Origin of the sequence: Pseudomonas paeninsulae, from assembly GCF_035621475.1 — a bacterium.
In the GTDB taxonomy this organism is placed as follows: Bacteria; Pseudomonadota; Gammaproteobacteria; order Pseudomonadales; family Pseudomonadaceae; genus Aquipseudomonas; species Aquipseudomonas paeninsulae.
Genome location: NZ_CP141799.1, coordinates 4,239,671 through 4,258,345 on the forward strand (window position 1 = coordinate 4,239,671; position 18,675 = coordinate 4,258,345).

Consider the following 18,675-nt stretch of genomic DNA (forward strand, 5'->3'; position numbering starts at 1 on the left):
CGACTCACATGCAATGGGAAACCGTGATCGGGCTGGAAATCCACGCACAGCTCAGCACCCAATCGAAGATTTTTTCCGCCAGCGCCATCGCCTTCGGCGCCGAACCCAACACCCAGGCCAGCCTGGTTGACCTCGGCATGCCCGGCACTCTGCCGGTGCTCAACGCCGAAGCGGTGCGCATGGCCTGCAAGTTCGGCCTGGCGATCGACGCGCACATCGCGCCGCAGAACGTGTTCGCCCGGAAGAACTACTTCTATCCGGACCTGCCCAAGGGCTACCAGACCAGCCAGATGGATCACCCCATCGTTGGCAAGGGCTTCCTCGACATCACCCTGGAAGACGGCAGCAGCAAGCGCATCGGCATCACTCGCGCACACCTGGAAGAAGACGCCGGCAAGAGCCTGCACGAAGACTTCCACGGCATGAGCGGCATCGACCTCAACCGTGCCGGTACGCCGCTGCTGGAGATCGTCTCCGAACCGGACATTCGTTCGGCCAAGGAAGCGGTGGCCTATGTCAAAGCCATCCACGCCCTGGTGCGTTACCTGGGGATCTGCGACGGCAACATGGCCGAAGGCTCGCTGCGCTGCGACTGCAACGTCTCGGTACGTCCGGTCGGCCAGGCCGAATACGGCACCCGCGCCGAAATCAAGAACGTCAACTCGTTCCGCTTTATCGAAAAAGCTATCAACCATGAAGTACAGCGGCAGATCGAGCGGATCGAAGACGGCGGCAAGATCGTCCAGGAAACCCGCCTGTACGATCCGAACAAGGACGAAACGCGCTCCATGCGCAGCAAGGAGGAAGCCAACGACTACCGTTACTTCCCCTGCCCCGACCTGTTGCCGGTGGTGATCGAACAGAGCTTCCTCGATGAAATCGGCGCCAGCCTGCCAGAGTTGCCGGTGGAGAAACGCGCGCGCTTCGAGGCGCAGTTCGGCCTGTCCGCCTACGATGCCGACGTACTGGCCGCCACTCGCGAATTGGCCGACTACTTCGAGGCGGTCAATGCCGTGTGTGGCGATGCCAAGCTGGCCGCCAACTGGGTGATGGGCGAGCTGTCCAGCCTGCTCAACAAGGATGCCCTGGCCATCGAGCAGTCGCCGGTCTCCGCCGAGCAGTTGGGTGGGATGATCCTGCGCATCAAGGACAACACCATCAGCGGCAAAATCGCCAAGATGGTGTTCGAGGCGCTGGCCGCTGGCGAAGGCGCAACGGCTGACGAGGTGATCGAGAACAAGGGCCTCAAGCAGGTCACCGACTCGGGCGCCATCGAAAGCATGCTGGATGAAGTGCTGGCGGCCAATGCCGAGCAGGTCGAACAATACCGTACCAGCGACGAAGCCAAGCGCGGCAAGATGTTCGGCTTCTTCGTCGGCCAGGCCATGAAGGCCTCCAAAGGCAAGGCCAACCCCGGCCAGGTGAACCAACTGCTGAAGAAAAAGCTCGAAGGTTGAGCCTGCTTTAAATTTCTGAAGAATACGCCAACGCTTGCGTTGGCCCAGCGAACGACCGGCCATGAATGGCCGGGCCGATCCTCTTAACAGGATACGGATGTCTCGCTACACACAACGCCGGGCCCGCCCGGCGTTGCTTTATCCGTAGGGTGGAAAACCGCGCAGGGTTTTCCTCCACAATCCGGTGGATGCCCGAAGCGCTATCCATCCAGACAAGGAGTCGCCATGCGCCTGTTCTTGATCGTGACCATCAGCCTGCTACTCAGCGCGTGTGCCAGCCAGGGCCCGCTAGACCCGCACGGTTACCGCGCCGAAGGTCAGGCGTCCTATTACGGCGCGCGCCACCATGGCAAGAAAACCGCCAGTGGCGAGCGCTTCGACCAGCACGCCCTGACCGCCGCGCATCGCAGCCTGCCCTTCGGCAGCAAGGTACTGGTCACCAACCTGCGCAACGACAAGAGCGTGGTGGTACGCATCAACGACCGCGGCCCCTATGCCAAGAAACGCATCATCGACCTCTCGAAAAAAGCCGCCGAACAGCTGGATATGCTGCGCGCCGGCGTGGTGCCGGTGCGCGTGCAGCAACTGGCCGAGTGAACATAGCTGTTTACAAAGAAGTCGCGATTGCCCTGGTCGCCCTCTGGCGTACTGCACGCCGATGATTAAACTAGCGGCACTTTTCTGGAGCCCCGTGCAATGACCCCGATTACCTTCGTCTACCTGATTGCCGGCTTGGTATTGCTGGTGGCCGGCGCCGAGGTGCTGGTCCGCGGCGCCGCCAAGCTGGCGGCGCAATTCGGTATCCCGCCGCTGGTCATCGGCCTGACCGTAGTGGCCTTCGGCACCAGTGCGCCGGAAACCGCCGTCAGCGTACAAGCCGCATTGAACGGCAGTGGCGACCTGGCCATCGGCAACGTGATCGGCAGCAATATCGCCAACGTCCTGCTGATCCTCGGCATGACGGCCCTGGTCGCACCGCTGATCGTCTCCCGGCAACTGATCCGCCTGGATGTGCCGATCATGATCGGCGCCAGCCTGGTGGTTTACGCCCTGGCCTGGGACGGCAGCCTGAGTACGCTCGACGGCGCCTTGCTGTTCAGCGGCGTAGTGGCCTACACCGGCTTTCTGATCATCAGCAGCCTGCGCGACAAGAGCACGAGCGAGGATGATGAGTTCGCCAAGGAATTCAGCCTGCACGCAGCACCCAAACCCTACGCCTGGTTGATCAACCTGGCACTGATCGTGGTCGGCCTGATCCTGCTGGTGAGCGGCTCCCACTTCCTGGTCGAAGGCGCCGTCAGCCTGGCCCGCGCCCTCGGTTTGTCCGAGTTGATCATCGGCCTGACCGTGGTGGCCATCGGCACGTCGCTGCCGGAGCTGGCGACCTCGATCCTCGCCGCCATCCGCGGCGAACGGGATATCGCCGTGGGCAATATCGTCGGCAGTAATATCTTCAACCTGCTCTGCGTACTGGGTCTGGCCTCGCTGGTCTCGCCGCTGCCGATCTCGATCTCGCCGAACGCCCTGGCCTTCGACTTCCCGGTGATGATCGCCGTGGCCGTGGCCTGCCTGCCGATCTTCTTTGCCGGCTACCGCATCAACCGCTGGGAGGGTCTGCTATTCCTCGCCTACTACCTGGCCTACACCCTCTACCTGGCGCTGTTCGCCACCGGCCGACCGTTCGCCCAGACCTTCGGCGACGCCATGCTCGGTTATGTGCTGCCGCTGACTGCGGTGACCCTGGCGGTAATCGCCGGACGCGCCTGGCAAAAGCAGCGCCAGGCCTGTTAGACCCTAGAGACCCTCCTCGCCCTCAATGAGCAAGCCTCGCAGGGCGGGGGCTCCTGGATTGCGCTGACGCTTAGCATTGGCCTAGGTCGCCAATTGAGCGGTGCTCCGCGGGCCGCCGCTGGCTATCACAGCGTTCTGGATAAACGCCTGGCCTTGCCCAGCAGCCCCCTAGATCCAGCCGGCCCACTGCAACAGCAACAAACCGATATTGATGGTCACCACCGCGGCCAGGGTGGTGATCACGATGATCGCCGCCGCCAGTTGATGATTGCCATTCACCGCCCGCGCCATGACGAAGCTGGCGGCAGCCGTGGGGCTGGCGAAGTAGAGGAACAGGATCGCCAGATCCGCGTCACGGAAGCCCCACAGCCAGGCGCCCAGGGTGGCCAGCAACGGCAGCCAGACCATCTTCATCAGGCTTGCACTGATGGCAATGCCGCTGCTGTTGCGCAACGAGGCCAGCGTCAGGGTGCCACCGATGCAGATCAATGCCAGCGGCAGGGTCATCTGCGCGAAGTACTGGGTCGAGATCATCAGCCAATCCGGTAGCGGCAGCCGCCAGTAGGCGATCGGCATCGCCGCCAGCACGCCGATAATCAGCGGATTACTGAGGATGCTCTTGCCGATGGCCCAGGGACCGGACTTGACGTGCGGGCTGTAGATCGCCAGGACGATGGACGAGAGGGTGTTGTAGCAAAGGATCACCACCGCGCCCAACACCGCCCCGACCGACAGGCCGTAATCACCGTATAGGCTGGTGGCCAGCGCCAGGCCGACGATGCCGTTGTTGCCGCGAAACGCACCCTGGGTGTAGATCCCGCGATCCACCTGCGGCCAGCGCCAGATCGCCCAGCCCCAGGCGATCAGGAAACACACCAAGGTCGCCAGCACGAAGTAGCCGAGCAGCGCCGGCTGCAGGGCCGCGCTCAGGTCTGCCTTGACGATACCGAGAAACAGCAGAGCCGGCAGGGTGCCGCGAAACACCAGCGACGAGGCGGTATTGATAAAGGCGTCGTCGATCCAGCCCAGGCGCTTGAGCCCCACACCGAGAAACAGCATCGAGAAGACCGGCGCGGTGATGGCGAGGGTTTGCTGAACGACGGCGAGCATGGCAGCCCCTGGAAGACGATTTACTTAGGGGGCTAATCATAGCAACAGAAGAGGTACGATAACCCGACACTATCTGCACGTCCGCCGGATGCGCTCCAGGGGGGACGTGCAGTCGCGCCGCCTTTCTCAGCGCTTGACCGGGCGCTTCTGCAATTTGCGTTGCAAGGTGCGCCGGTGCATGCCGAGCGCGCGGGCGGTGGCGGAGATATTGCCTTCGTGCTCGCTGAGCACGCGCTGGATATGCTCCCACTGCAGGCGGTCCACCGACATCGGGTTTTCCGGCACCAGGGTGTCCAGGTCGGCGTGCTGGGTCAGCAGCGCGGCCAGCACATCGTCGGCATCGGCCGGCTTGCACAGGTAATTGCAGGCGCCGCGCTTGATCGCCTCCACCGCGGTGGCGATGCTCGAATAGCCGGTGAGAATCACCACGCGCATCTCGGCATCCAGCTCCAGCAACTTGGGCAACAGCACCAGCCCGGAATCGCCTTCCATCTTCAAATCGAGCACCGCGTATTCCGGCACGTCCTGCTCGGCCAGAGCCAGACCTTCTTCGGCGGAACCGGCGGTCGACACACGCAAGCCGCGACGGCTCATGGCCCGCGCCATCACCCGGGTAAACGTCGGGTCATCGTCGACCAGCAGCAGATGGGGCTGCTCTTCGCCTTCGAATAAGACTTCGTCACTCATACTCAATACTTCCTCAGGCTCGGCCATAGGCGCGCGGCAACTTGAGCTCGGTGAGCGTGCCGCCCTCTTCGTGGTTATACAGCTTTACCGTGCCCCCGGCACGGGTGACGCTGGCCTGACTGAGAAACAGACCCAGGCCGAAACCCTTGCCCTTGGTGGTGAAAAACGGCCGGCCAATCTGCTCGGCAATCGCCAGCGGCACCCCGGTACCGAAGTCGCGAATATTCAGGCGCAGCCACTGGTGATCCCAGTCGAGGCGAATATCCAGCTTGTCCGGGCAGGCATCGGCAGCGTTGTTCAACAGGTTGAGCAGCGCCTGGGTCAGATCCGCCGGCGGCATCAGATGGGGCGCCGTACCCAGCCCCAGGCACTGATAGCGGTAGCTGGCCTCCGGGCGCATCAGGTGCCAGCGTTTTAGGGCGGTTTCCAGCCACTCCACCGCGGACTGCTCGATCACCGCCTGACGCCGGTCCGCCTCGGCGGCGCGCACCAGGTGCTGCAGGGTTTCCTTGCACAGCTTGACCTGCTCCTGCAGCACCGCCAGATCTTCCTGCAACAGCGGATCCTGATGCTCGCGGCGCAGCTCCTTGATCAATACGCTCATGGTCGCCAACGGCGTGCCTAGCTCATGGGCGGCGCCGGCGGCCTGGGTGGCAACCGCCAGCAACTGCTGGTCGCGCAAGCCTTCCTCACGGCGCTCGGCGCGCAGTTCCTCCTGATCGCGCAGCTCCTCGGCCATCTTGGCGACGAAGAAGGTAATCAGCCCCGCAGCCAGGGCGAAACTCAGCCACATGCCGTAGATCAACAGGCTTTCGCGCGGACCTGGCGGCAAGTTCAGCGGGTGCGACCACACCAGCAGCAGCGTGTAGCCGGCCAGTGCCAGGCCCGACAAGGTGATGGTGAACATCCAGGGCAAGGTCGCCGCGGCGATGGTCAATGGCACCAGGAAATAGGAGACAAAGGGGTTGGCCGAGCCACCCGAGTAATACAGCAGCACGCTGTGGATGATCAGGTCGCAGCCGAGCTGCACCGCGTACTCCAGTTCGGTGACCGGCCAGGGTCCGCGCAGGCGCAAGGCGGTCAGCAGACACAACACCAGCGAGACCCCCAGGGTGATGCTCAGCTCCTGCCAGGGCAACGGCAGCAATCCGGAGTTGTAGGCCAGGCCCACCGAGCCCGCCTGGGCGGCCAACACCAGGATACGAATCAGCGTCAGGCGCCAGAGATTTTGCCGACTGGCCGACAGCAACTGTACGGGTGCGAGCATGGGCTCTCCAAAAAAGTCTCGTTTGCCGAGCTGGGCGAGTATAACCAAGGCTCCGCCTAGTCAGCTGCGGCAACTGGCCGCAGTCATGGCAGCAGTCAGCTACAAGGGCGGGCGGACGGCGATTCGTTTCAGCCCAGCAAACACCATAACCAAGGCAAACGCCCCGCCCCGCAGCAACGCAACGCGACTGCCCAGGCCGGACAATCAACCGGCGTTAACCCGAACCGTCGAATCACTACGTCAACCCTTAGCAACACCCCGCACACTCCGTGTCCCCATCACGCACAAGGAAACGTCATGCAGCCATTGTCCCGTCTTGCCAGTGCCCTGGTCATCAGCGCCACCGGCCTGCTCAGCCTTGCGGCACACGCCGAAGAGGTCCACTACAACCAGATCTCCCTGCGCGCCGAGGTCAATCAGGAAATCGCCCACGACCTGATGCACGTCACGCTGTACAGCGAAGCGCAGGACAGCGACCCGGCCGCACTGGCTGCGCAGATCAGCAAGACCCTCAACGCCAGCATCGCCCAGGCGCGCAAGGCCAAAGGCGTCAGCGTGGCCATGGGCAGCCGAAACAGCTACCCGATCTACTCTGAAACCAAGGGGGACGACAAGGGTCAGCAGATCACCGCCTGGCGCGAGCGTGCCGAACTGCGCCTGGAAAGCGCCGACTTCAGCGCCCTGTCCAGGCTTACCGGCGAGATGCTGCAAGACCTGAAGATGGGCGGCATGAACTTCAGCATTGCCAGCGCCACGCGCAAAACCCATGAAGATGCCCTGCTCAAAGAGGCCGTGGCGGCGTTCAAGGCCCGCGCGCAACTGGCCACCGAAGCCCTGGGTGGCAGCGGCTACAAACTGGTCAATCTGAGCCTGAACAGCGGTGGCTTTCAATCGCCGCTGCCGATGCGCATGAGCACGATGAAAGGCGCAGCGAGGATGGAGGACGCAGTGACACCGGAAATCGAAGCCGGCACCAGCCAGGTGACCATCAATGCCGACGGCGTGATCGAAGTGCAGATGCCCTGAACCATGCCTTGCAAGCATGCCGCGCCGTTATCGGAAGATAGCGGCGTTTTGCCATGTTATCGCCACACAATTGCTCAAATGCGACAACCACGTACAACTCTCCCACAGTTGCTACGCTGAATGCGTTATGCCCCTTGCCTGCGGCACATGCCATGCATAGTTTCAGCCAAGGTCTCCACGAGAGTCCCCTCACGCGAACAACCATAATAATCAATGAGGTCACTATGCGTAAGAACGCCGTCATCCAGGCTTTTCTCGTTGCTGGGCTGATCGCCAGCACTCCGCTGGCTCAGGCCGCCAGTAACCTGGTGTACTGTTCGGAAGGCAGCCCGGCCGGGTTCGACCCAGGCCTGTACACCACCGGCACCGACTTCGATGCTTCAGCGGAAACCGTATTCAACCGCCTGACCCAGTTCGAGCGCGGCGGCACCGCCGTCATCCCCGGTCTCGCGGAAAAATGGGACATCGCCGCAGACGGCCTGAGCTACACCTTCCACCTGCGTCCCGACGTCAAGTTCCACAGCACCGCGTACTTCACGCCGAGTCGCACCTTCAATGCCGTCGACGTGCTGTTCACCTTTCAACGCATGCTCGACAAGAGTCATCCGTTCCGTAAGGCCTACCCCACCGAGTTCCCCTACTTCACCGACATGGGTATGGACGCCAACATCGCCAAGCTGGAAAAGCTCGACGACAAGACCGTCAAGTTCACCCTCAACACAGTGGACGCCGCGTTTATCCAGAACCTGGCGATGAGCTTCGCCTCGATCCACTCGGCCGAATACGCCGGGCAGTTGCTCAAGGCCGGCCAGGCCGCCGACATCAACCAAAAGCCAATCGGCACCGGGCCCTTCGTATTCAAGCGTTACCAGAAGGACTCGCAGATCCGCTTCACCGGCAACAAGGAATACTGGAACCCCGATGACGTGAAGATCGACAACCTGATCTTCGCCATCAACACCGACGCCTCGGTGCGCATGCAGAAGCTCAAGGCTGGCGAATGCCAGGTCAGCGTCTACCCGCGCCCCGCCGATCTGGACTCGCTGAAGCAAGAAGCCAACCTGCAGATGCCGGAACAAGCAGGTTTCAACGTCGGCTACCTCGCCTACAACACCGAGCACAAGCCGTTCGACAAGCTTGAAGTACGCCAGGCGTTGGACATGGCGGTGAACAAGCAAGGCATCATCGACGCCGTCTATCAGGGCGCCGGACAACTGGCCGTCAACGGCATGCCACCGACTCAGTGGTCCTACGATGAGACCATCAAGGACGCCGGCTACAACCCGGAAAAGGCCAGACAACTGTTGAAAGAGGCCGGTGTCGCCGAAGGCACCGAGATCTCCTTGTGGGCCATGCCGGTGCAACGCCCCTACAACCCCAACGCCAAGCTGATGGCCGAGATGCTCCAGTCTGACTGGGCCAAGGTCGGCATCAAGGCGAAGATCGTCAGCTACGAATGGGGCGAGTACAACAAACGCGCCAAGGCCGGCGAGCACGACGCCCTGCTGATCGGCTGGACCGGCGACAACGGTGACCCGGACAACTGGCTGGGCGTGCTGTATGGCTGTGATGCCATCGGTGGCAACAACTATGGTCGCTGGTGTGACGCTGAGTTCGACAAGCGTATCAAGCAAGCCAAAGCGATTAACGACAAGGATCAACGCAGCGTCCTCTACAAAGAGGCTCAGCAGATCCTCAAGCGCGAAGTGCCGATCACCCCGATTGCCCACTCCACTGTGTACCAGCCGATGAGCAAGAAGGTCCATGGTTTCAAAATCAGCCCATTCGGCCTGGTTTCGTTCTACGGCGTCAGCGTCAGCAAGTAACCCGCCCAAAGTGAACACCCGAGCCGGTTACCCACCGGCTCGGGTTCCGTGCCAGAGCAGCTTATCCGGCTGTTACTGATCCGCACTGCCGTCCTTCGGGGAAGCACCATGCCGAACTGTCCACGCGTGTTGATCCACCTGCTGCTCTGTGGCGCCCTTGCCACTGCCAGCCAGACTTATGCCGCCAGCGACAGCCTGGTGGTCTGTACCGAGGCCAGCCCGGAAGGCTTCGACATCGTCCAGTACACCGCGGCGACCACCGCCGATGCCGCGGCGGAAACCGTGCTCGAGCGCCTGGTCGATTTCGCGCCGGGCAGCACCGCGCTGATCCCCGGCCTGGCCGAGCGCTGGGACGTCTCCGCCGATGGCCTGAGCTACACCTTTCACCTGCGCCGGGGGGTGAAATTCCACAGCACCGCCTGGTTTACCCCGAGCCGCGAGTTGAATGCCGACGACGTGCTCTGGAGCTTGCAACGCCAGCTCGACCCGCAGCATCCCTGGCACCAGCTGTCCGTGCGCGGCTTCCCCTATGCCGAAGCCATGGGCATGGCGCAGCTGATCGAACGCATCGACAAACTCGACGACAGTACCGTGCGCTTCGTCCTCAAACACCCCGAAGCGCCCTTCCTGGCCGACCTGGCCATGGGCTTCGCGTCCATCTATTCCGCCGAGTACGCCGGGCAGTTGCTCGCCCAGGGCAAGAGCGAACAGCTCAACCGCCTGCCAATCGGTACCGGCCCCTTCGTCTTCGAACGCTATGCCAAAGACGCCCAGGTGCGTTTTCGCGGCAACCCGCAGTACTGGAATGGCGCGCCGGCACTCGAGCGGCTGATCTTCGCCATCACCCCCGAGCCCACTGTGCGTCAGCAGAAGCTCAAGGCCGGCGACTGCCAGATCGCCCTGTACCCGCGGCCGGTGGACATTGCGGCACTGAACGCCGACCCCGCGCTGCAGGTGCTGGAGCTGGACTCGCTGCTCACCGCCTATATCGGCATCAATACCCGCCATCCACCGCTGGACGATGTGCGCGTACGCCAGGCACTCAACCTGGCCTTCGACAAGGCCGCCTACCTGCGCGCGCAATACGGTGAGGGCGGCGCCAGCCCGGCCGTGGCGCCCTACCCGGCGACGCTCTGGGGCCACGACCCTGGCCTGACCGGTTGGCCCTATGATGTCGAGCGCGCCAAACAGTTGCTGCGCGACGCAGGCCTCGGCGCCGGCTTCAAGCTGTCGATCTGGACCCGCCCCGGCGGCGGCCCGACCAACCCCAACCCGGGCATAGGCGCGCAGATGCTCCAGGCCGATCTCGCGGCCATCGGCATCCAGGCCGATATCCGCATGTTCGAGTGGGGTGAGCTGATCAAGCGAGCGAAGAATGGCGAACACGACCTGGTGTTCATGGGCTGGGCCGGCGACAACGGCGACCCGGACAACTTCCTCACCCCCAACCTGTCCTGCGCGGCCGCGGCAAGCGGCGAAAACCAGGCCGGCTGGTGCGACAAGCACTTCGAGGCGCTGATCAGCCAGGCCCGCCAGGTGCACGACCAGGCGCAACGGGCCGCGCTGTATCGCCAGGCTCTGGCAATCTTTCATGAGCAGGCGCCCTGGATCGCCCTGGCCCATCCCAAGCAGTTCAGCGTCCTGCGCAAGGGCGTCCAGGGTTTCGTCCTCAGCCCCATGGGCTCGAACAACTTCGCCAGGGTGAAATTCGACCCGTAGGAGCGGGCCATGCCCGCGAACAGCTATCGCGGGCATGGCCCGCTCCTACGCCGTCATTGATGAATGTCTCCCCACAACAACAGCGCCGGGCCACGCAGCCCGGCACACCGAGCCAACCGTTGGAGTGCTGATATCCCATGTTGTCCTTTATTGCTCGCCGCCTGGGGCTGCTGATCCCCACCTTTTTCGGCATCACCTTGCTCACCTTCGCCCTGATTCGCATGATCCCCGGCGACCCGGTGGAAGTGATGATGGGTGAACGCCGGGTCGACCCGGTCATGCACGCCGAAGCCATGGAGCGCCTGGGCCTGAACAAGCCGCTATACGCCCAGTACATCGACTACATCGGCCAACTGGCTCAGGGCGACCTTGGCGAATCGCTGCGCACCCGCACCAGTGTCTGGAGCGAGTTCCTCACCCTGTTCCCCGCGACCCTGGAGCTGGCCCTCGCCGCCCTGCTGTTCGCCGGCAGCCTGGGCCTGATCGCCGGGGTGGTGGCCGCACTGAAACGCGGCTCGCTGTTCGATCACGGGGTGATGGGCATCTCCCTGGCCGGCTATTCCATGCCGATCTTCTGGTGGGGCCTGCTGCTGATCATGTTTTTCTCGGTGTGGCTGGGCTGGACACCGGTGTCCGGGCGCATCGACCTGCTCTACGACATCCCGCCGGTGACCGGCTTCATGCTGATCGACAGCCTGCTCAGCGGTGAAGAAGGCGCCTTCGCCGATGCCCTGCACCACCTGGTCCTGCCGGCCATCGTGCTCGGCACCATCCCCCTGGCGGTGATCGCCCGGATGACCCGCTCGGCGATGCTCGAAGTGCTGGGTGAGGACTATGTGCGCACCGCCCGCGCCAAGGGCCTGTCACCGGCGCGGGTGGTGTTCGTCCACGGCCTGCGCAACGCGCTGATTCCGGTGCTCACGGTGTTTGGCCTGCAGGTCGGCGCCCTGCTCGCTGGCGCGGTGCTGACCGAAACCATCTTTTCCTGGCCGGGCATTGGCAAGTGGCTGATCGAATCGATCGGCGCCCGCGACTACCCGGTCGTGCAGAACGGCATCCTGCTGATCGCCTGCCTGGTGATCCTGGTCAACTTCGTGGTGGACATCCTCTACGGCCTGGCCAATCCACGCATTCGCCATCAGCGCTAAGAGCCTGCCCATGGCCTGCTGCGCGTCAGCGATACCGCGTCAAATCCGTCTCGAGATGCTCATTTGCCAGAGCAAACTGCGCTCTCTCGACAAATTTTTCCTTGTCTCGCTCTAGCTCGCGAGGCCATGCACAGGTTCTACGGAGCCCACTATGACAACTGAAACCGTTACACCCGTCATCGACCAAAGCCTGCTCTACCCCTCGCCGCTGCAGGAATTCTGGCAGGCCTTCGCGCACAACAAGGGCGCAGTAGCCGGTTTGCTGTTCATGTGCCTGCTGGTGTTCTGCGCGCTGTTTGCCCCCTGGGTGGCGCCGTTCGATCCCAGCGAGCAGTACCGCGACTTCATGCTGACCCCGCCAGCCTGGCTCGCAGGCGGCCAACTGCAGTTTCTCCTGGGCACCGACGAGCTGGGCCGCGACCTGCTCTCGCGGCTGATTCACGGTGCACGCCTGTCGCTGCTGATCGGCCTGGCCTCGGTCGTGCTGTCGCTGATCCCCGGCATTCTCCTGGGCCTCACCGCCGGCTTCTTCCCGCGCCTGCTCGGCCCCTCGATCATGCGCCTGATGGACATCATGCTGGCGCTGCCGTCCTTGCTGCTGGCGGTGGCCGTCGTCGCGATCCTTGGCCCTGGGCTGATCAACACCATCTTCGCCATCGCCATCGTCTCGCTGCCATCCTATGTGCGCCTGACCCGCGCCGCGGTAATGGGCGAACTGAACCGCGATTACGTCACCGCCGCGCGCCTGGCCGGCGCCAGCCTGCCGCGGTTGATGTTCGTCAGCGTGCTGCCCAACTGCATGGCGCCGCTGATCGTGCAGGCCACCCTGAGTTTTTCCTCGGCGATTCTCGACGCCGCCGCCCTGGGCTTCCTCGGCCTCGGCGTACAACCGCCAACGCCGGAGTGGGGCACCATGCTGGCCTCGGCACGCGACTATATCGAGCGCGCCTGGTGGGTGGTCACCCTGCCCGGCCTGACCATCCTGCTCAGCGTGCTGGCGATCAACCTGATGGGCGACGGCCTGCGCGATGCGCTCGATCCGAAGCTGAAAAATGCCCAGTGAGGAGGCCAGCATGAGCCGCACTGCACAACATTTCGTAGGATGGGTTGAGCGCAGCGATACCCATCATTACCGCTCGACCAGCAGCATGGGTATCGCGCCGCTCAACTTTGCGCGGCCCGACCCATCCTACCGTCGCCCAAATGCACGCCCGGAGACCGCCGTATGAGCCTGCTCGACATCAAGAATCTCAGCGTGCGCTTCGGCGGCGCCAACGCCGTGCCGGTGGTCGATGGCCTCGACCTCTCGGTGGACAAGGGCGAGGTGCTGGCCATCGTCGGCGAGTCCGGCTCGGGCAAATCGGTGACCATGATGGCGCTGATGGGCTTGATCGACGCCCCTGGCATCGTCCGCGCCGACAGCCTGCAATTCGACGGCACCGACATGCTGCGCCTGAAGGGCCGGCAGCGCCGGCACATCGTCGGCAAGGACCTGGCGATGATCTTCCAGGACCCGATGACCTCGCTCAACCCCAGTTTCACCGTGGGTTTCCAGATCGAGGAAGTGCTCCGTCAGCACCTCAACCTGTCGGCCAAGGCCGCCCGCCAGCGCGCCCTGCAACTGCTCGAACGGGTCGAGATTCCCGCCGCCGAAAGCCGCCTCGGCGCTTACCCGCACCAGCTCTCCGGTGGCATGAGCCAGCGCGTGGCAATCGCCATGGCGATTGCCGCCGAGCCCAAACTGCTGATCGCCGACGAACCGACCACCGCGCTGGACGTGACCATCCAGGCGCAAATCATGGCGCTGCTGCTCGACCTGCAACGCGAGCAGAACATGGGCCTGGTGCTGATCACCCACGACCTCGCCGTGGTCGCCGAAACCGCCCAGCGCGTCTGCGTGATGTACGCCGGACAAGCGGTGGAAATCGGCCGGGTGCCGCACCTGTTCGACGCGCCCAGCCATCCCTATACCGAAGCGCTGCTCGCGGCGATTCCCGAACACAGCCTGGGCGCCCGGCGTCTGGCCACCCTGCCCGGCATCGTCCCCGGACGCTTCGACCGCCCCCAGGGTTGCCTGCTCGCGCCGCGCTGCCCCTACGTGCAAAGCAACTGCCATGCGCAGCGACCGACGCTGGACCCGCAGGTCCACGGCGCGGCGCGCTGCTTCTATCCGCTCAATCAGGAGGTCACGGGATGACTGACGCCCCGCGCAACAGCAGCGTGCTCAGCGCGCGCGAGTTGACCCGCCACTACGCAGTATCGCGCGGCCTGTTCAAGGGCCACGCCACGGTGCAGGCGCTCAATGGCGTGTCGTTCGAGCTGCAGGCCGGCAAGACCCTGGCCGTGGTCGGCGAATCCGGCTGTGGCAAGTCGACCCTGGCGCGCGCGCTGACCCTGATCGAGGAGCCCTCATCCGGCTCGTTGCAGATCGCCGGCCAGGAAGTCAGCGGCGCCAACAAGGCCCAGCGCAAGCAACTGCGCCGCGACGTGCAGATGGTCTTTCAAAACCCCTACGCCTCGCTCAACCCGCGGCAGAAGATCGGCGACCAACTGGCCGAGCCGCTGCTGATCAATACGTCGCTGTCGCGCCTCGAGCGCCGCGACAAGGTGCAGGCGATGATGCAGCAGGTCGGTCTGCGCCCCGAGCACTACCAGCGCTATCCGCACATGTTCTCCGGCGGTCAGCGCCAGCGCGTGGCCCTGGCCCGGGCCATGATGCTCACCCCCAAGGTGCTGGTGGCGGACGAGCCGACCTCGGCGCTGGACGTGTCGATCCAGGCCCAGGTGCTCAACCTGTTCATGGACCTGCAGGAACAGTTCGACACCGCCTACGTATTCATCTCGCACAACCTCTCGGTGGTGCGCCATGTCGCCGACGATGTGCTGGTGATGTACCTCGGCCGGCCGGTCGAGATGGGCCCGCAGGAACTGATCTATGCCCGCCCGCTGCACCCTTATACCCAGGCGCTACTCTCCGCCACGCCGACCATCCACCCGGACCCGAGCAAGCCGAAAATCAAGATCGTCGGTGAACTGCCCAACCCGCTGTCGCCCCCCAGTGGCTGCGCCTTCCATCAGCGCTGCCCCTATGCGAACGCGCGCTGCAGCGTGGAACAGCCGCACCTACGCCTTCTCGATGCGCGGCAGGTGGCCTGTCATCACGCGGAGACGATCAACGGCTAGCAGGCTGGGCAACCCGGTAACGCGTTGGACTGAGAGGGTGTGAAAAAACCCCCTCTGCGGCGACGGCTGCAACCATCGGCAGTCCGCTCGGGCGTTGGCCGGCTCGGCCGGCGTTGCGTTCGGAGGAGGGGCGGCTTCGGAGCGCCTCACATGGCGTCCAGCAGCGCCCGCAAACGCCGCAGCACGGCCAACGATTCGGCATTGTCGCCATGCACACAGAGGCTGTCGGCACAGAGCTGCAGCGGTTTGCCGTCGATATCGGCAAAGGCTTCGCCCTGGGCGATGGCCAGGCCCTGATCGAGAATCCGCTGCGGATCGCGGTGCAGCGCATCGGCCAGCCGCCGGGGCGCCAACTGACCGTCGGCCAGGTAGGCGCGGTCGGCGAAAGCCTCGAAGATCAGTGGCACGTCGGCGGCATCGGCAAACTCCAGCTCGCGGCGGTTATCGATCAGCGCCAAGACCATTAGCGGCAAGCCCTTGCGGTAGCTGGCACAGGCATCCAGCACCGCCGCGAGCAAGGCATCGTCGCGCACCAGGTCGTTGTACAGCGCGCCATGCGGCTTGACGTAGGCCAGCTGACTACCGGCGGAGCGGCAGAAGGCATCCAGCGCGCCGATCTGATAGAGCACCTGGGCGGTGACCTCCTCCGGCGAGCAGGCCAGATGCCGGCGGCCGAAGCCGACCAGGTCGGGGTAGGCGGGATGCGCGCCGATGCTCACCCCATACTGCACCGCCAGGGCGACAGTACGCTGCATGCTCAGCGGATCGCCGGCGTGAAAGCCACAGGCCAGGTTGGCCTGATCGACCAACGGCATGGCCAGGGCATCATCACCCATGCTCCAGGCGCCGAAACTCTCGCCCATATCGCAATTCAGCAGGATTCGTCTGTTCATGGGCACAAGCTTAGAGCGCCGGCAGGAGCAGTACCAGTGCCCCGGATGCAGTCCGCCGTCATGCTCGCGCTGAGCCGGCCGCAAACTACATCCGGACTAGGCGTCAATAGACGTCACGCCGATAGCGCCCTTGTTCGATCAACTCGGTAACCGCCGCCTCGCCCAGCAGTTCATGCAGCACACCATCCACTCCGCTAGCCATGCCGGTGAGGCTGCCGCACACGTAGATCGACGCCCCTTGCGCCAGCCAGTCGCGCAGCTGCTCGGCGGACTCGCGCAAGCGATCCTGCACATAGACCTTGCGCGCCTGGTCGCGGGAAAACGCCAGGTCCAGGCGCGTCAGATCAGCGCTGGCCAGCCAGCCCTGCAGCTCGTCACGACAATAGAAGTCGTGGGCCTGATTGCGCTCGCCGAACAGCAGCCAGTTACGCCGATGACCGGCCGCGATGCGCGCCTTGAGCACGCTGCGCAGTCCGGCCAGGCCGGTGCCGTTGCCCAGTAGAATTAGCGGCCGGGCATCTTCCGGCGGATGGAAATTGCTGTTGCGGCGCAATCGCGCCTTGAGTACCTGCGCGGGGACGAGTTCCTGGCACAACCAGCCAGACCCCAGCCCCAGGGAGCCGTCGGGGTGGGTTTCCTGGCGCACGATCAACTCCAGAGCACCATCGCTCGACAATGACGCAATCGAATACTCGCGCACGGCCAACTCGCGGTCATTGCGCGGCAGCACTTCGAGCAGATCCCCCGCCTGCCAGGTCGCGCCCTCGGGCGGCTGCAAGCGCAACAGAAAGGTCGGCGCGCCGGCGCTGCCGGGGTTCAGGCAGACCCGTGCCAGCAAGCGCCACTCGTCGAAGGCCCGTTCCAGCGTCGGTAGCGCAACGGCACCGGTCAGTGCACTCAGTTGGCGGTTCCAGCTGGCAATCGCTTCGACGTCACCACTGTCGACCTCGATCGCCGCGAACAGGCTGGCGGCGCCTTGCCGCGTCAGCCAGTCATGCACACGCTGGGCAAAACCACAGAACTGCTGATACTGGCGGTCGCCCAAGGCCAATACCGCGTAACGCAACTCGCCCAGCGCCAGCTCACGACCGAGCAGCGCGCGCTCGAAACCGCGGGCACTGTCCGGCGCCTGGCCGTCGCCAAAGGTGCTGATAACAAACAACGCGTTCTGCGCCTGGCTGAGCATCTGTTGATCGACCCGCGCCAGGGGTTGCACATTCACCGGCACGCCGGCGGCCTGTAACTGCCCGGCGGTCTGCCAGGCCAGGTGCTCGGCGAAACCACTCTGGCTGGCAAAACCAATCAGCCAACTCGTCTGCCCGGTATCTGCAGCAACCAAGCCGCTACGCGCTTTGGAAACCGCGCGTTTGTTACGCCGCCGCTCGAGATACAGCAGCCAACCGGTGATCGCAAACAGCGGCATCGCCAGGCTGGCCAGCAGCATCAGGATGCGCCCCGCCAGGCCGAAGTATTCGCCGGTGTGCAGGGCATAGACGCTGGTCAGCAACTGCGCGGAGAAGGACTTGTCGGCATAGCGCTCGTTCCGGCTAACCTGGCCGCTGAGCGGGTCGAGGCTGAGCTGGTTCAACGCACGCGGATGTTCGGCGTCCGCTAGCAGATAGAACACGGTAGCCGGCTTACCGGCCACCGGCGGCAGACGCAGGTTCCAGGCCACCAGCCCAGGGCCGGCGGCGTCCTGCAGGCTGCGCCAGACCGCGTCATAGTCGACCGCCGGCGGCGCGGCTGGTGCCTCGCCTCGCCCGGCCCGTGATGCTCGTGAGCCGTCCCGTTTGTCTTGCTGCTGCGCGGACGCATCGCCGAGCAGACGGGTCATGCCTTCGCGGTACCAATCGTAGGACCAGTACAGGCCGGTCAGGCTGGCGCACAGGTAAAACAGCAGGCACCAGGTGCCGGCGACCGCATGCAGGTCCCACTTGAAGGCGCGCCCGCGCTTGGCCCAGTCGAGCGTCAGCCAGGCTCGCCAGTTCAGGGCCCGACGCGGCCAGCGTAGGTACAGACCAGACAGACAGAAAAACAGCAGCGCCAGGGTGCTGGCCGCGGTGATCTGCTTGCCCGTCTCACCCATGGCGAGGAAACGATGCAGTTGCAGCATCAGGCCGAAGAACTGCTGCCCAGCAGGGCGTCCAAGCAGCTCACCGGTATAGGGGTCGAAGTAGCGCATCGGCCCACGTCGCTCGCCTGATGGCGGGGTGAAGAACACTCGTGCGGCGCTTGCATCGCGGGTATCCACCCATAGCCCGGAGACCGTCTTGCCTGCTGCCGCCTGAATCTTTCTCACCAGTTCGGCCGGCGGCAGTATCCCGGAGTCGCGCGCCTCGACGCGCAACACCTGTGGATTGAGCGCCGCCATGATCTCGCCCTCGAAGGCGTAGAGCGCACCGGTTACGCCCATCAGCGCCAACACCAGACCGGCGCTGATCCCGAACAACCAGTGCAGTTGAAACAAGGCTTTCTTGAACATCGACGAGGCTCGACACGACCATGAGTCGGACGCCCAATGCGCCCGAATTTTGAGAACGAATTCTATTTGATAAACACAATCAACTG

The 18,675-nt window shown here is 64.1% G+C and carries 16 protein-coding genes; 11 read left to right on the plus strand and 5 right to left on the minus strand.

Annotated elements, in window-relative coordinates:
- Window positions 1-8 precede the first annotated feature (8 nt).
- The 3 genes from gatB to VCJ09_RS19585 all read left to right on the plus strand — a co-directional run bounded on the left by gatB (window position 9) and on the right by VCJ09_RS19585 (window position 3,248).
- The gene (gene gatB, locus VCJ09_RS19575) at window positions 9-1,457 is read left to right on the plus strand and encodes an Asp-tRNA(Asn)/Glu-tRNA(Gln) amidotransferase subunit GatB (RefSeq protein ID WP_324731723.1); all 1,449 of its coding nucleotides are present in this window, start codon (window positions 9-11) and stop codon (window positions 1,455-1,457) included.
- 225 nt (window positions 1,458-1,682) lie between these two features.
- A complete protein-coding gene (locus VCJ09_RS19580; RefSeq protein WP_324731724.1) occupies window positions 1,683-2,054 on the plus strand; it encodes a septal ring lytic transglycosylase RlpA family protein in 372 nt (123 codons plus the stop codon).
- 99 nt (window positions 2,055-2,153) lie between these two features.
- On the plus strand, window positions 2,154-3,248 hold the full coding sequence (locus VCJ09_RS19585; protein WP_324731725.1) for a calcium/sodium antiporter: 1,095 nt from the start codon (window positions 2,154-2,156) through the stop codon (window positions 3,246-3,248).
- Window positions 3,249-3,416: 168 nt separating this feature from the next.
- On the opposite strand, the gene VCJ09_RS19590 is transcribed toward VCJ09_RS19585, so the two are convergent.
- From VCJ09_RS19590 to VCJ09_RS19600, 3 genes are all read right to left on the minus strand, one after another.
- Complete coding sequence (locus tag VCJ09_RS19590; RefSeq protein ID WP_324731726.1) at window positions 3,417-4,358, minus strand: AEC family transporter; 942 nt, start codon at window positions 4,356-4,358, stop codon at window positions 3,417-3,419.
- 126 nt (window positions 4,359-4,484) lie between these two features.
- Window positions 4,485-5,045: a response regulator transcription factor gene (locus VCJ09_RS19595; protein ID WP_079203159.1), complete on the minus strand. Its 561-nt coding sequence runs from the start codon at window positions 5,043-5,045 to the stop codon at window positions 4,485-4,487.
- Window positions 5,046-5,058: 13 nt separating this feature from the next.
- A complete protein-coding gene (locus tag VCJ09_RS19600) occupies window positions 5,059-6,312 on the minus strand; it encodes an ATP-binding protein (RefSeq protein WP_324731729.1) in 1,254 nt (417 codons plus the stop codon).
- Window positions 6,313-6,609: 297 nt separating this feature from the next.
- Between VCJ09_RS19600 and VCJ09_RS19605 the strand changes: the two genes are divergently transcribed.
- The 8 genes from VCJ09_RS19605 (at window position 6,610) to VCJ09_RS19640 (ending at window position 15,214) form a co-directional block, all read left to right on the plus strand.
- Window positions 6,610-7,338, plus strand: a complete 729-nt coding sequence (locus VCJ09_RS19605) for an SIMPL domain-containing protein (protein WP_324731730.1) — start codon at window positions 6,610-6,612, stop codon at window positions 7,336-7,338.
- A 224-nt stretch (window positions 7,339-7,562) separates the two neighbouring features.
- On the plus strand, window positions 7,563-9,164 hold the full coding sequence (locus tag VCJ09_RS19610; protein ID WP_324731731.1) for an ABC transporter substrate-binding protein: 1,602 nt from the start codon (window positions 7,563-7,565) through the stop codon (window positions 9,162-9,164).
- Window positions 9,165-9,272: 108 nt separating this feature from the next.
- Complete coding sequence (locus tag VCJ09_RS19615) at window positions 9,273-10,883, plus strand: ABC transporter substrate-binding protein (RefSeq protein ID WP_324731732.1); 1,611 nt, start codon at window positions 9,273-9,275, stop codon at window positions 10,881-10,883.
- 137 nt (window positions 10,884-11,020) lie between these two features.
- Window positions 11,021-12,031: an ABC transporter permease subunit gene (locus tag VCJ09_RS19620; RefSeq protein ID WP_324731733.1), complete on the plus strand. Its 1,011-nt coding sequence runs from the start codon at window positions 11,021-11,023 to the stop codon at window positions 12,029-12,031.
- A gap of 151 nt (window positions 12,032-12,182) precedes the next feature.
- On the plus strand, window positions 12,183-13,094 hold the full coding sequence (locus VCJ09_RS19625) for an ABC transporter permease subunit (protein WP_324731734.1): 912 nt from the start codon (window positions 12,183-12,185) through the stop codon (window positions 13,092-13,094).
- 10 nt (window positions 13,095-13,104) lie between these two features.
- Window positions 13,105-13,260 (plus strand): hypothetical protein, encoded by a 156-nt coding sequence (locus VCJ09_RS19630; protein WP_324731735.1) that lies wholly within the window; start codon window positions 13,105-13,107, stop codon window positions 13,258-13,260.
- Complete coding sequence (locus VCJ09_RS19635; RefSeq protein WP_324731736.1) at window positions 13,257-14,228, plus strand: ABC transporter ATP-binding protein; 972 nt, start codon at window positions 13,257-13,259, stop codon at window positions 14,226-14,228. The genes VCJ09_RS19630 and VCJ09_RS19635 overlap by 4 nt, the downstream gene beginning before the upstream one ends.
- Complete coding sequence (locus VCJ09_RS19640; protein ID WP_324731737.1) at window positions 14,225-15,214, plus strand: peptide ABC transporter ATP-binding protein; 990 nt, start codon at window positions 14,225-14,227, stop codon at window positions 15,212-15,214. Before VCJ09_RS19635 ends, VCJ09_RS19640 begins: the two co-directional genes overlap by 4 nt.
- A gap of 146 nt (window positions 15,215-15,360) precedes the next feature.
- Here the strand turns inward: VCJ09_RS19640 and VCJ09_RS19645 are convergent, their stop codons facing one another.
- Together VCJ09_RS19645 and VCJ09_RS19650 are read right to left on the minus strand one after the other, a co-directional pair.
- Window positions 15,361-16,107: a 5-oxoprolinase subunit PxpA gene (locus VCJ09_RS19645; RefSeq protein WP_324731738.1), complete on the minus strand. Its 747-nt coding sequence runs from the start codon at window positions 16,105-16,107 to the stop codon at window positions 15,361-15,363.
- Window positions 16,108-16,210: 103 nt separating this feature from the next.
- Window positions 16,211-18,589 (minus strand): sulfite reductase flavoprotein subunit alpha, encoded by a 2,379-nt coding sequence (locus VCJ09_RS19650; RefSeq protein ID WP_324731739.1) that lies wholly within the window; start codon window positions 18,587-18,589, stop codon window positions 16,211-16,213.
- Window positions 18,590-18,675: the final 86 nt, after the last annotated feature.